At 35.6% G+C, this 14,866-nt stretch carries 11 protein-coding genes; 1 reads left to right on the forward strand and 10 read right to left on the reverse strand.

The features are described 5' to 3' along the window. Positions 1–19 precede the first annotated feature (19 nt). Genes BB050_RS04770 through BB050_RS04795 form a run of 6 tightly spaced genes read right to left on the reverse strand, consistent with a single transcriptional unit; the run spans position 20 to position 8,368 of the window. Positions 20–1,414, reverse strand: coding sequence for a quinol:cytochrome C oxidoreductase (locus BB050_RS04770; RefSeq protein WP_066035098.1), 1,395 nt, complete (start codon positions 1,412–1,414; stop codon positions 20–22). A 27-nt stretch (positions 1,415–1,441) separates the two neighbouring features. Then, complete coding sequence (locus tag BB050_RS04775; protein ID WP_066032797.1) at positions 1,442–1,987, reverse strand: c-type cytochrome; 546 nt, start codon at positions 1,985–1,987, stop codon at positions 1,442–1,444. An 8-nt stretch (positions 1,988–1,995) separates the two neighbouring features. Beyond that, positions 1,996–2,520 (reverse strand): DUF3341 domain-containing protein, encoded by a 525-nt coding sequence (locus BB050_RS04780; protein WP_066032798.1) that lies wholly within the window; start codon positions 2,518–2,520, stop codon positions 1,996–1,998. Continuing rightward, a complete protein-coding gene (gene nrfD, locus BB050_RS04785; protein WP_008466839.1) occupies positions 2,513–3,916 on the reverse strand; it encodes an NrfD/PsrC family molybdoenzyme membrane anchor subunit in 1,404 nt (467 codons plus the stop codon). Before nrfD ends, BB050_RS04780 begins: the two co-directional genes overlap by 8 nt. A 34-nt stretch (positions 3,917–3,950) precedes the next feature. Further along, complete coding sequence (locus tag BB050_RS04790; protein WP_066032799.1) at positions 3,951–7,001, reverse strand: TAT-variant-translocated molybdopterin oxidoreductase; 3,051 nt, start codon at positions 6,999–7,001, stop codon at positions 3,951–3,953. Between the two features lie 32 nt (positions 7,002–7,033). Beyond that, a complete protein-coding gene (locus tag BB050_RS04795; protein WP_008466837.1) occupies positions 7,034–8,368 on the reverse strand; it encodes a c-type cytochrome in 1,335 nt (444 codons plus the stop codon). Positions 8,369–8,588: 220 nt separating this feature from the next. On the opposite strand from BB050_RS04795, the gene BB050_RS04800 reads away from it, so the two are divergent. Next, the gene (locus BB050_RS04800; protein ID WP_008466835.1) at positions 8,589–8,978 is read left to right on the forward strand and encodes an SPOR domain-containing protein; all 390 of its coding nucleotides are present in this window, start codon (positions 8,589–8,591) and stop codon (positions 8,976–8,978) included. Between the two features lie 77 nt (positions 8,979–9,055). Here the strand turns inward: BB050_RS04800 and BB050_RS04805 are convergent, their stop codons facing one another. The 4 genes from BB050_RS04805 to nusA form a co-directional block, all read right to left on the reverse strand. Beyond that, a complete protein-coding gene (locus tag BB050_RS04805) occupies positions 9,056–9,568 on the reverse strand; it encodes a DUF4920 domain-containing protein (protein ID WP_066032800.1) in 513 nt (170 codons plus the stop codon). A gap of 72 nt (positions 9,569–9,640) precedes the next feature. Then, positions 9,641–10,417: an acid phosphatase gene (locus BB050_RS04810; RefSeq protein WP_008466833.1), complete on the reverse strand. Its 777-nt coding sequence runs from the start codon at positions 10,415–10,417 to the stop codon at positions 9,641–9,643. A gap of 252 nt (positions 10,418–10,669) precedes the next feature. Beyond that, positions 10,670–13,540 carry a translation initiation factor IF-2 gene (gene infB / locus BB050_RS04815; protein ID WP_066032801.1) on the reverse strand — a complete coding sequence of 957 codons (2,871 nt, stop codon included), beginning with the start codon at positions 13,538–13,540 and terminating at the stop codon, positions 10,670–10,672. 59 nt (positions 13,541–13,599) lie between these two features. Further along, the gene (gene nusA / locus BB050_RS04820; RefSeq protein WP_008466828.1) at positions 13,600–14,853 is read right to left on the reverse strand and encodes a transcription termination factor NusA; all 1,254 of its coding nucleotides are present in this window, start codon (positions 14,851–14,853) and stop codon (positions 13,600–13,602) included. Positions 14,854–14,866 lie beyond the last annotated feature (13 nt).

Raw genomic sequence — 14,866 nt, forward strand, 5'->3', positions numbered from 1 at the left:
CTGTTTACTTCTTTAAATATTAATAATGAAAATGTTTACTTTCTTCGATGAAAGGATTTCTTTTTGCTAGCAAAGGAGATTTAGTTAATGCAGTAAATACAACAAATATAAATAAACCTAAGAAGAAAAGAATCGATGCAATTTCAGGAACTCCAATAAACCATTTGTCTCCTACTGTTCCAGGCATAATCATATTAAAGAAATCAACATAATGACCTAATAATATTACAATACCAGCCATTACAACAACCCAGTTAAGACGTTTGAAGTCAGTATTGATTAATATTAATAATGGGAAAACAAAGTTCATAACAACCGCTCCAAAGAAAGGAAGGTTATATAATTGAATTCTTGTTACAAAATAAGTTACCTCTTCTGGAATGTTAGCGTACCAAATCAACATGAATTGAGAGAACCATAAATAAGTCCAAAATACACTAATACCAAACATGAACTTAGCTAAATCATGGATATGACTTGTATTTACATACTCTAAATATCCTTTAGATTTTAAATAAATTGTTACTAATGCAATAGTTGTAATACCACTTACAAAGAAAGAAGCAAATACATACCAAGCAAACAATGTACTAAACCAGTGCGGATCAAAAGACATAATCCAATCCCAAGCCATGATAGATTCAGAAACAATGAAAAATACTAAGAATCCTGCTGAAGCTTTGAAGTTCTTTTTGTAGTAAAGATCGTCATTTGCCTCATCTTGCGCTAAACAGTTTTTTCTTGAATAATAACGGTATAAGTTCCATCCTAATAAAAAGATAGCCGCTCTTACAATCCAGAAAGGAAAATTTAAATAACCAGATTTTCCAGTAATAATTGCATCATAATTAGCGTTTTTAGGATCTGTTACACCTTCACCTAACCATACAAAGATATGATTGAAGTGTAATCCGCATAAAACTAATATGATAAAGAAGATAACAGAACCAGCTGGTAAATAAGCTGTGATACCTTGCATAACTCTAAACAAAACTGGAGACCAACCCGCTTGAGCAACTTGTTGGATAGCATAGAAGGCTAAAACTCCCATTGAAAGCAGTAAAAAGAAAATACAAGCCACATAAACAGCAGACCAAGGCTTATTTTGCAATTGGTGTAATACGTGCTCTAAATGTTTTTCGTGCTCATTTGCACCAGAAACTTCAGCATGTGCAGCTCCCTTGTGAGCGTCCTGTGCAGCTTCAGCAGCTTCATGATGACCTGCTTCTTTGTGAGATGCCTCCGCTTTTTCTTCATGTGCAGCACCATGCGAACCATGTTCATCTGCAGCTAGTATTTTTTCAACTTCTTGAATATCTTTTGGTGCACTTAAAAAACCATACCCAATTCCTAATAAACCAACGGCCATTAAGATGATAGAAAAAGTTTTTAATTTACTTGAAAATGTATACATATCTATTACGATCAGTTTGTTCAACAATTATAATTGGCTTTTTAGTTTCAGAACATAGTCAGCAACTAACCAACGTTCGTGAGCACTTAATTGATTTGCATGTGAACCCATTGCATTTAAACCATAAGTCTCAACATGAAAAATACTTCCTTCAGTGATCTCTCTGTCTTTATAGCTAGGTACTCCAAGAAATTTTTCTCTTTCAACCAATTTACCTTTACCGTTACCAGTAGCACCATGGCAGCTGATACAGTAAATTTCGAAAAGTTCTTTCCCTTTTTCAGAGTTTTTCTCTTCTTCTGTCAATGGAGATTTTAAATTAGCTTTTGCTAATTCATAACCAGCCGTTGAGTTTTCATATTCATAAGGTTCAAAACCTCTATTGATAGTTCCTGCAACAGGAAGCTGTCCTTCTTTTCCTCCCTTAAATACTTTTGCTTCTGAATATGGCTCGTAAGCAACAGACTCATACATATTTGGGAAATACTGATAGTTCGGTGCCGAATTATTGTGGCAAGATGAAACTAAAATAGTTATACCAACTAAAAGTGTTATTTTATATATCCTTTTCATAGCTACAATTAATTCTTTTCTATTACTTTAACTTCAACAGCTCCAGTTCCTTCGAAGAAAGAAACTAATTCAGCTTCGTTATCATTTACAGCAACCTCCATTAAAAAGTGGTCATCAGTTGTTCTAACATCTGGGTTTTCAGCTTGTTTAAAAGGCCATAATCTACTTCTCATATAAAAAGTAATTACCATTAAGTGAGCTGCAAAGAATACAGTCATCTCAAACATAATTGGCACAAAAGATGGCATATTTTGGATAAAACTAAAACTTGGCTTACCTCCAATATCCTGCGGCCAGTCATGAATCATGATGTATCCCATCATTGTTGTTGCAACAGAAATACCAACACATCCATATAAAAAAGCACATATTGCTAATCTTGTTGGTGCTAATCCCATGGCTTTATCCAATCCGTGAACCGGGAATGGAGTAAAAACCTCTTCAATATGATGATGAGCAGCTCTAGTTTTCTTTACTGCATTCATCAAAACGTCATCGTCATTATAAATGGCGTATATAACTTTATTACTCATGATGTGAATCTTTACTGTTTGCTCTTTCTCTAATGTAATTATCTCCTGTTCCTTTCAAAATTGTTTTAACCTCTGCCTGAGCAATTACAGGGAATGTCCTAGAGTATAATAAAAACAACACAAAGAAGAAACCAATTGTTCCGATGAAAATTCCAATATCAACAAATGTTGGTGAGAACATTGTCCAAGAAGATGGAAGGTAATCTCTATGTAAAGAAGTAACAATAATTACGAATCTTTCAAACCACATACCGATGTTTACTACAATCGAAATGATGAATGAGAACATGATACTTGTTCTTAATTTTTTGAACCACATGAACTGAGGAGAGAACACGTTACATGTCATCATTGACCAATATGCCCACCAGTAAGGTCCAGTAGCTCTGTTTAAGAATGCATATTGCTCATATTCTACCCCTGAATACCAAGCTACAAATAACTCAGTGATGTAAGCCACACCTACGATAGATCCAGTAATCATGATAATGATGTTCATTAACTCGATATGCTGTAATGTGATGTATGCTTCAAGGTTAGATACTTTTCTCATAACAATAAGCAATGTGTTTACCATCGCGAATCCAGAGAAAACCGCTCCAGCAACGAAGTATGGAGGGAAAATTGTTGTATGCCATCCAGGAATTACAGAAGTTGCAAAGTCCATAGATACAATTGTGTGTACAGAAAGTACAAGTGGAGTAGCCAAACCAGCTAATACTAAAGATACTTCTTCAAAACGCTGCCAATCTTTTGCTCTACCGCTCCATCCAAAACTTAAGATAGAATAAACTCTTTTATTAAAAGGAGTAATGGCTCTATCACGAAGCATTGCAAAGTCAGGCAATAAACCAGTCCACCAGAAAACTAATGATACTGAAAGATACGTTGAAATCGCGAATACGTCCCAAAGTAAAGGTGAGTTAAAGTTTACCCATAAAGATCCAAATTGGTTTGGAATAGGTAATACCCAATATGCTAACCATGGACGTCCCATGTGAATGATTGGGAAAAGACCAGCTTGTACTACAGAGAAAATAGTCATAGCTTCTGCAGAACGGTTGATGGCCATTCTCCAACGTTGACGGAAAAGTAATAATACCGCAGAAATTAATGTTCCGGCGTGACCAATACCAACCCACCAAACGAAGTTAGTAATATCCCAAGCCCAGCCAACTGTTTTATTTAATCCCCATGTTCCGATACCGGTAGATACGGTGTAAATTATACAACCTAACCCCCAAAGGAAGGCTATTAATGCGATTGAAAATACAATCCACCATTGCTTGTTTGCAGGCCCCTCAACAGGTGCAGCTACATCTACAGTTACATCGTGATAAGATTTATCACCTATAACTAAAGGTTTTCTAATGGGTGCTTCGTAGTGAGACGACATAATCCTTTATATTGTTTCTTAATTAATAATTTTACTAAGTATTTCTAACTTTAACATGGTAAACCACATTAGGTTTTGTACCTACATGCTCTAATAAGTGGTATGATCTTTCATCAGCAGCTAATTTAGCAACTTTACTTTCTTTATCATTTACATCACCAAATATCATCGCTCCTGAAGAACAAGCACTAGAACAAGCTGTTTGGAATTCACCATCTCTAACTGGACGGCCTTCGTTTTTAGCTTTCAATTTAGTTGCTTGTGTCATTTGGATACACATAGAACATTTCTCCATAACACCACGAGAACGTACGTTAACGTCTGGATTAAGAACCATACGTCCTAAATCATCGTTCATATGATAATCGAACTCGCTGTTTTTGTTGTATAAGAACCAGTTAAAACGACGTACTTTATATGGACAGTTGTTTGCACAGTAACGAGTACCCACACATCTGTTGTAAGCCATATGGTTTTGACCTTCACGACCGTGAGAAGTTGCAGCAACAGGACAAACTGTTTCACAAGGTGCGTGGTTACAGTGTTGACACATTACAGGTTGGAATGCAACTTGAGGATTATCTCCTGCTTTTTCCATTTCATTAAATGTAGATAATGAACTAGATAAACCAGCAATTCCTTCTTTTCTTTCATTATCACCTTCAAAAGTACTTTCAGAAGAATAGTATCTATCGATACGTAACCAGTGCATATCACGGCTTCTTCTTACCTCTGCTTTACCTACAACTGGAACGTTGTTTTCAGCATGACAAGCAATAACGCAGGCTCCACATCCTGTACAAGCATTTAAGTCAATTGAAAGATTGAAGTGGTGACCAGTTGTACGATCAAATGATTCCCAAAGATCTACAGTAGTAGCCTCAACTTCTTGGTGATCTAGAGATACCATTGGCTTTTCATTCCAATGTTCAGCATCTTTAGTATTGAATATTTCTAAAGTAGTTTCTTTAATAATATCCCCTCTACCCATTAAAGTTTTCTGACCTTGAACACAAGCAAATTCGTGTACTCCACCAGCCTTAACGATAGACACAGATTGAACATTATTGAAACCTTTATATAAAGCGTAAGCGTTTAAACCTACTTGCATTTCTTCTTTAAGAGCAGCTTTACGTCCGTAACCAAGAGCTAGACCTAAAGTACCAACTGCTTGACCTGGCTGAACAATAACTGGAACGTTTTCCAATTTAGTTCCGTCTACTGTAATAGTAGCATAACTACCATTTAAACCTCCATTTGCAACAATTTCGTTAGTCAAACCAAGTTTTTTAGCATCTGCATTAGAAACTGTTACATAGTTATCCCAAGAAACTCTTGTGATTGGATCTGGAAACTCTTGCAACCATGGGTTGTTAGCATGTTGCCCATCTCCTAATCCTGTTTTAGTATATAATACTAATTCAAAATCGCCAGCAGATTTAGATCTTGCAACCGCATTTGCAGCAGTAGCAGCATCAATAGCTCCTCCTGATAATGCTGAAGCTCCTAAAACAGCTACACCATCGTGCAATACTTTATTCCAAGAACTACCTGCAGTATAAGCTCCAGAATTTGCTTTTAAGTAGTCATAATAAGTACCAGCAGTACCATTTACTGACAATAAAATATCTTGAAATTGTTTTGTATTGAAGATAGGACGAATTGTAGGCTGAGTTAAGCTATATGTTCCGCTTGTAAGCTCAAGATCCCCCCAAGACTCTAAATAGTGAGGAGCTGGCGCAGCAATTGAAACAATTGATGCAGTTTCGTCTTCTTTTAATGAAAAAGCAACTGACGTTTTAACTTTTTTCAATCCAGAAACAAAAGAAGCTGAATCAGCTAAAGTATAAACTGGGTTAACTCCACTCATAATTAAAGTATGAACACTTCCTGCATTCAAATCTTTAATTAATTGTGCAACTGCAGCATTAGAACCTTTTCTAATTTGTCTTGCTCCAGCAGTACTAAAAGCTTCACTAGCCAATACTTGATTGATAGCTAAAACTAATAACTGAGCATTTTTATCTTCAATTCCAGATACTAAAACTCCTTTTGAACCAGCAGCTTTAAGCTGTTGTGCAGCTTTTACTACTTCAGCTTTAAAGTTTCCTTCTAAAGCTACAGGAACAGAAGCACCTACAACAATATTATAAATTTGAACTAAAGCTTGCTTTTGAGCAGCTACAGTCATAGGAACACGCTTATCAGCAGCTGCTCCAGATAATGTCATGTTTGATTCAAACTGAAAGTGACGAGACATTTTTCCGTTTTGAGGAATACGTCCTTGCGCATATCCAGCATCATATCCTCCACCTTGCCAGTCTCCTAAGAAATCAGCTCCAACAGATACGATTAAAGAAGCTTTTGAAAAATCGTAATCAACTAAAGCTCTTTGACCATAAACAGCTTCAAAAGCATCTAAAGCTTCAGATGAAGAAACTGCATCATATACAACGTGCTTAGCGTTTGGATTTTTTGCAATAAACTCACCAATTAATTTTTCTGTAGATGGACTTGCTAAAGTATTAGTTAATAATACAACTTGACCGCCTTTAGCTTTTGCCTCTGCTAAACTAGATTTGATTTTCAAATCAACAGCTGACCAAGAAGAATTTTTACCGTCTACTTTTGGCTCTTTTAAACGAGTGCTATCATACAAACCTAAGATAGATGCATGAATTCTAGCATTCGCTGAAAATTTAGCTCCAGCAATTGTATTGTTTTCAATTTTAATTGGACGACCCTCACGAGTTTTCACCAAAAGATTAGCAAAATCAAATCCATCAAAAACTGTAGTTGCATAATAATCAGCAACACCAGGAATGATCTGCTCTGGTTGTAATACATAAGGGATAGACTTGTGAACCGGACCTTCGCAAGCAGCTAATGTTACAGCCGCCGTACTAAACCCTACGTACTTTAAAAAGTCACGACGTGAAGTTCCTGAAGTAGATAAAGCCTCAGCATTACCTAAAAACTCATCAGTAGGAATTTCTTCAACAAATTCGTTATTTCTAAGCGCCTCAACAATAGAGCTATTTTCTAGCTCCTCAACACTTTTCCAGTATTTTTTGTTTGATGACATTGTATATATATATTAAAATCTTAATAAATCGATTAATAGTGGCATTTACCACACTCTAAACCTCCCATTTGCGCTGCAGTTAATTTCTCTACACCGTATTTTTTAGAAAGCTCAGCATGAATTTTGTCATAGTAAGCATTACCTTCCATCTTAACATCAGTTTTTCTATGGCAATCAACACACCATCCCATTGTTAATTTAGAGTATTGCTTCATAATTTCAAATTCCTGTACTGGTCCATGACAAGTTTGACATTCAATACCTGCAACAGAAACGTGTTGCGAGTGGTTGAAGTAAACAAAGTCAGGTAAGTTGTGAATACGAACCCATTTTACAGGCATTGTTTTTCCAGTATAAGCTTGTTTAGTCTTATCCCATCCAACAGCATCATATAATTTTTGGATTTGAGCATCGTAGAATGCTTTGCTGTACTCAGGAGTAGCAGTAGTTTCAGCAACCTCAGAAATATTTTTATGACAGTTCATACAAACATTTAAAGAAGGAATACCAGCTGTTTTACTTACACGAGCAGCAGAGTGACAATATTTACAATTGATTTCATTATCACCAGCGTGAATTTTGTGAGAGTAGTGAATTGGCTGAATTGGCTCATAATTCTGATCTACACCTACTTGCATTAAGTATCCGTAAACAAAATAACCACTAGCCAAAAGCAAGAAGATTGCAGTTACCAAAACCAAGAATTGGTTTTTAGCGAAAGCTTTCCAGATTGGTAGTCTTGCTTCTTTTGGAGCAATCTCAATACCGTTTTTATTAGCAACTTTAGTTAAAACTTTGTTTACCATAAACAACATTACAACTAAAATAGCCATTACAAGAGCAAGAGCTCCTAAAATAATGTTATTTGAAATAGCGCCATCTTGAACATTTGTTCCAGGAGGAGTTGCAGCACCTCCCGCAGCCGCAGCAGGCTCAGCCTTAGGCTCAGAAGTATACGCTATAATATTATCAATATCTCCTTCAGACAATTGAGGAAACGAAGTCATAACAGCTTTGTTATTTTCCTCAAAAAGTTTAACAGCAACAGGATCACCTGACTTAATCATGTCAGAACTGTTATGCACCCACTTGTAAATCCAAGCCATATCATGCTTAGAAGCAACCCCCCTTAAAGCAGGACCAGTTGATTTAGCATCTAATTTGTGACATGCAGCGCAATTTGCATTAAAAAGTTCTTTCCCTTTTACTGGATCACCGCCTCCTGCAGCTGGAGCAGCCGCAGCAGCCTCAGGCGCCGCCGGAGCAGCAGCTTCTTGAGCAAATGAAGTTAGGGAGAAAATTAACGTTAGCGATAAGCCAAGCAGCAATTTTCTTGAGATCGAATTATGGTTACCCACCTTTTTCATATAGTATAAATAATTGTCTACTAATTTTTGGTATGATTTTTTCTGTACTAAATCCAGCAAAAACCTATACCCTCTTTTAAAACTTGCACAAAAATACGACTTATGAGCTATTCTCAAAACCTTAAAATAGTCTTAATTATCAATTTATATCAATTCTAAATAATATTAAAATTTTACACTCAAACTTTAAATAGTATTTTTGCATAAAAACCATCACATTATGAGAATTTTAAGTCCTTCAAAAAGCCTTTTATTAACAATTACAACGATTGCTTTAGCACACAATATTAATGCTCAAGACCAAAATTTAACACTAAATCAAGATCCTAAATTTGAGCAATTACTAAACGAGAAGCGCAAAATTAACACGTCGATAAATACAAACGACACCTATAGAATTCAAATCTTTAGTGGTAAAAGCGACGAAGCAAAAAAAACGTTATCGGATTTCAAAAAAGAAAATTCTGATATTGACGGAACCATTATTTTCAGCACTCCAAATTATAAAGTAATTGTTGGGAATTTCAAAACCAGAATAGAAGCTGAAAGAAATTTAGCAGAAATCAAAAAAAGATACAAAAGCGTTTTCCTGCTTAAACCTGGAAAATGATGCAAGCAGAAACAAAAAAAGCGAGATATAAAAATCTCGCTTTTTTTGTTTCTATTTTAGAATTACAACTTTTAAATCTAATTTACCACTTTGATCCCGCTCGCTAAAAAGCGTATTTCTTCTTTTGGCATTTTAATCGCATCTATTTCTGCCTTTGTTTTCTTAGCATCTTTTGCATAATGCTTAAGTTCCTCAACAGATGTTACTTTCTTTTCAGCATTTCCTTCTAAAACTACATTTTTACCTTTTAATGCAGTAGGTACAAAAAAAGCGTAATCTTTCATTTTTACAAAGAAAGATTCACCATCTTTAGTCTTTAGAGTTATCCAGCACCCTTTTTTCGCACAAACATCCGTTACTTCACCTTTTACTGCAATTCCTTCTATTGTTTTTGTGGTTTTTAATTCCCCTTCAAGTTTTTCAACAGAAACAGCATTATTTACCACAGCTCCAGAAACATCTGTTCCATAATAATCCCCAACTAAAGCATCTCCTGCTGGCGGCGTAGGTTTCTCAACATTTTCTTGTGAAAAAGATAATGCCGTAAAACTTATAAAAAACAAGCTTGTGTATATTAAAATTCTTTTCATTTTTATATTATTTATACCCAAAAATAATACTAAAATTTGAGATATCATTCTAAATTTAAAATCACTAAGCCTTTATTCTAAATTAGAATCTAAAATCTCCTGTATTTCTTTTTTAACACTATCCCAGTCAGCCAGAAAATCCGAATTACCCCAAAGACATTCAACAGTCGCCTGCCCCATAGTTCTTCCCATTTTAACATCACTATACCAATGTACATTACAAACAATACGACTTTCACCAAAGTCATGCCCGCGTTTCAAAATCTCTTTTTCTTTTTCAGGGAAAAGCTTAATTAAAACCAATGACCACGCCCAGCCAACAGCAGCATGACCAGAAGGAAACGAACCAACTTTATATAATATATTTTCCTGATCGGGAGTGCATGTCTTTTGATTATTTACCATAAATGGCCTTTCCCTTTTGTAATAATTTTTAGCCGCATAAGTAGACAATCCCGCATCTGTCATCACCCTTCGCATTAGCACGTAAAGTTTAGGAGTTTTTGACTCACTAATCTGCATACCTATAATTGATTCAAATGATTTAACCGCAAAAGGAAAGGACAAGTCTGCATCTATGGCCGCCTGCAAAAAACGTGCTTCGTCCTTAGATTCCAATGCTTTTCTTGCATGTTCCAAATCTAACTCAAAAAAACTGGAGTTGTGTTCGGGAGGAGGCGATAACAAAAGAAAACTGTTTGGCATTTCCGCTTCAGTCAAATACCCCTCAAGCAAAGCAGGCATTATTTCTCTTAACTGCTGAACATTTGTAAAATTACTAACGGAATTCTCTGATTTAAAACGCCTGCCAAAAATTGCATTCACAATATGATTTATACTTACCCTCATATCAGTATAGATATTTCATTCGACGAACTATTTTCTTAATTTCATTTCATCTAAAAAACAAAAGAAAATTACTACACAAAGAAACAGACATTCCACGAACCAGACCGTAGCCAAATCTCTCATTTATGTTTCATATTATAAAATGAAACACATTACAATGACTAATTTCCTAACACCACATTCATTAATATCATAATTTTAAAATAAAAAAAGTCCCAATTTTCATTGGGACTTTTTTTATATGAATTGAATTTATTTCAATTTCTTTTTAATTGCTACTTCGTGGTAAGCTTCAATAACATCATTAATTTCGATATCATTAAATCCTTTTATTTGGATACCACAATCGTAACCTTTAGTCACTTCTTTCACATCGTCTTTGAAACGTTTCAAGGCAACTAATTCACCTGTATGAACAACAACCCCATCTCTAATTACTCTAATTTTAGAAGTTCTTAAGATTTTACCGTCTGTCACCATACATCCAGCAATTGAACCCACTTTAGAAATTTTGAAAATCTCACGAATTTCAGCATTACCTAAAACTTCTTCTTTCATTTCTGGCGCTAACATTCCTTCCATCGCATCTTTCAAGTCATCGATTGCCGCATAAATAATAGAATAGTAACGGATATCAATTTCTTCTTTATCCGCAAGCTGCCTAGCATTTCCTGCAGGACGAACATTAAATCCGATGATGATTGCATCTGAAGCAGAAGCCAAGTTAACATCTGTTTCTGTAATCGCACCAACACCTTTATGGATAATATTGATTTGAACTTCTTCTGTAGAAAGTTTAGAGAACGAATCTGATAATGCTTCAACAGAACCATCCACGTCTCCTTTAAGAATTACGTTCAATTCTTTAAACTGACCAAGAGCGATACGACGTCCAATTTCATCAAGTGTAATATGTCTTTGAGTACGAACAGACTGCTCACGCATTAATTGAGAACGTTTTGATGCAATTTGTTTTGCTTCTTTTTCGTCTTCAAATACGTTGAACTTATCACCCGCTGTTGGAGCTCCGTCTAAACCTAAAACTGATACAGGGGTTGAAGGTCCAGCTGATAAAACTGTATGCCCTCTTTCGTCATGCATTGCTTTTACCTTACCATGGTGTTTACCAGCAAGCATATAATCTCCAATTTTCAAAGTACCTTGTTGCACTAAAATTGTAGAAACGTATCCTTTTCCTTTATCTAAGTAAGCCTCAACAACAGTTCCCTGCGCCGCTTTATTTGGATTTGCTTTTAAATCTAAGATTTCAGCTTCTAATAAAACTTTCTCTAATAATTCTTTAACTCCCGTTCCGACTTTTGCAGAAATATCATGTGACTGAATTTTTCCACCCCAATCTTCAACAAGTAAATTCATACCAGCCAAACGTTCTTTAATTTTGTCAACATTCGCGTTTGGTTTATCAATTTTATTGATTGCAAATATAATTGGCACTCCCGCAGCTTGTGCGTGAGAAATTGCCTCTTTTGTTTGTGGCATGATATCATCATCCGCCGCAACTACGATAATCGCAATATCCGTAACTTGAGCTCCACGTGCACGCATCGCTGTAAACGCCTCGTGACCTGGAGTATCTAAGAATGCAATTTTTTGTCCGTTATCCAAAGTAACTCCATACGCTCCAATGTGCTGAGTAATACCTCCAGATTCACCAGCGATAACATTTTCTTTACGAATGTAATCCAATAAAGACGTTTTACCGTGGTCAACGTGACCCATTACTGTCACAATTGGCGCTCTTGTTACTAAATCTTCTTCTCTATCTTCTACAACTTCTATTGCTTCTTCAATATCTACTGTGATAAATTCAACATCATAACCAAACTCATCTGCTACAATAGTTAATGTTTCAGCATCTAGACGTTGGTTCATGGTAACCATGATACCAAGAGACATACAAGTTCCAATTACTTTAGTAATCGGCACATCCATCATGATTGCAATTTCACCTACAGTAACAAACTCAGTAACTTTAATTGTTTTACTTCCTTCGTCAAGAGCTCTTTGCTCGTCATCAGATTTCTGACGGTGTGTTTCTCTTTTATCTCTTCTATATTTTGCCGCTTTAGATTTTCCTCCTTTACCTTGAAGTTTTTCAAGAGTTTCTCTAATTTGGTTTTTTACTTCTTCCTCAGTTGGCTCAACTTTAGCCACAATCGCAGGACGGTTTCCTTTTACAAAACCAGGTCTTTGGCTTCTGTTAGCATTAAAGCCTACCCCATTGTTATTTTGAGCCGGCTTGTTTGGATTCGGTGTTCCAGGCGCATTACCCGTAACAGGCTTTGGTGCACCAGGCACACCCGGTTTTGGACCAATTCTTTTACGCTTATTTTTATTGGCGTTATTATTATTCCCAACTCCAGGAGTTCCAGGTTTATTCTGAGCCGCTTTAGGATCTTCTTTCTTTTTCTTAGGTTTATTAAATTGAGATAAATCAATTGTCTGACCTGTAAGAGTAGTTCCAGTAAGCTTTTGATATTGAGTAGTAATAGTTTCCTCCGAAGTTGTTGGATCAGTAGACACGATTGGCTCCTGCGCAACTTTAGATTCTGCTTTAACTTCTTTTTTCTCAGTAATAATAGGTTCTTCTTTTTTAGTTTCAGCAACAGGAGTTGAAACAACTGGTTCAGATTTCACTGTTTCATTTTGAACAGGTTTTTCTGGCTGCACAGCAGCAGCAACTTTTGGTTCTTCAACCTTAGCTGCTTCCTCAGAAGGAGTAACCGCAGGTTTTTTTGGATTCAAGTCAATTTTACCAACTTGTACAGGCCCCGAAACAACAGCTCTTGCTTTAATTATTTCTTGCTGTTTTAGACGCTCTTCTTCTTGTCTGCGTTTGTCTTCAATTTCTTTCTCACGCTCTACACGTAATGCCTCTTTTTCCTTTCTTTTTTCTTCTCCAACCTCTTTAGAAGCCTCCTTATTCCCCTTATCGCCCGCAAATTGGCTTTGAAGGATATTAAATTCCGTGTCAGAAATTTTCGCATTAGGATTTGCATCAATAGCAATTCCTTTATCTTTTAGATAATCCACAGCTCTTTCTAACGAAATATTTAATTCCCTTAAAACCTTGTTTATTCTTATTACTCTCTCTTCAGACATATAACCTTTTTATTATTACCTTTTTCGTTGTGTTGTTAGAGCAGATGCAAGCTTTTAGCTTAACTATCAAACTCTTCTTTTAGTATCTTCATAACATCTAGAATTGTTTCCTCTTCTAAATCTGTTCTTCTTACTAAATCTTCTACGTCGTGTTTTAAAATACTTTTTGCAGTATCTAAACCTATTTTTGCAAACTCTTCAATTACCCACTCTTCGATTTCATCTGAAAACTCTGTTAATTCAACATCATCTTCATCTGCAACGGTTCCAGCGATATCTCCTTCACGGATAACATCTAATTCATAACCTGTCAACTGACCTGCCAATTTAATGTTGTGACCACCTCTACCAATTGCTTTTGAAACTTCTTCTAATTTCAAGAACACTTCAGCTCTTTTGTTTTCTTCATCAATTTTGATAGAAGAAACTTTTGCTGGGCTTAATGCTCTTGTAATAAATAATTGAATATTGTTTGTATAATTGATTACATCAATATTTTCATTTCCAAGCTCACGAACAATTCCGTGAATACGAGAACCTTTCATTCCAACGCAAGCTCCAACTGGATCAATTCTATCATCATAAGAATCAACAGCTACTTTTGCTTTTTCGCCCGGAATACGAACTACATTTTTCACTGTAATTAGTCCGTCGAAAACCTCTGGAATTTCTTGCTCAAATAATTTTTCCAAGAACTTCTCAGAAGTTCTAGACATAATAATCTGAGGCTTGTTCCCTTTTAATTCAACGCTTTCAATAATTCCACGAACATTATCTCCTTTACGGAAGAAATCTGATGGAATTTGTTTTTCCTTTGGAAGCACAATTTCATTTCCTTCATCATCCACTAAGATAACTACTCTTGGACGTACGTGGTGTACTTCAGCTGTATAAATATCACCGATAATATCTTTAAACTGCTTGTATAAGTTTGTATTATCGTGTTCGTGAATTTTAGATATAAGATTCTGACGAAGCGCTAAGATAGCTCTTCTTCCTAAATCAATCAATTTTACTTCTTCAGAAACTTCTTCACCAATTTCAAAATCCGCCTCAATTTTTCTTGCTTCAGTCAATGTAATTTCCTCATTTTCAAAATCAAGATCCTCATCGGCAACAATTACTCTTCTTCTCCAGATTTCCATATCACCTTTATCAGGGTTTATAATGATATCGAAATTTTCATCTGAACCGTATTTTTTCTTTAATGCATTTCTAAATACGTCCTCTAAAATTGCCATAAGCGTTACACGATCAATAAGTTTATTATCTTTAAACTCTGAGAATGAATCGATTAATGCTAAATTTTCCATGCGAATTTTTTAA

The sequence above is a fragment of the Flavobacterium anhuiense genome, from assembly GCF_001705175.1.
Lineage (GTDB): Bacteria > Bacteroidota > Bacteroidia > Flavobacteriales > Flavobacteriaceae > Flavobacterium > Flavobacterium anhuiense.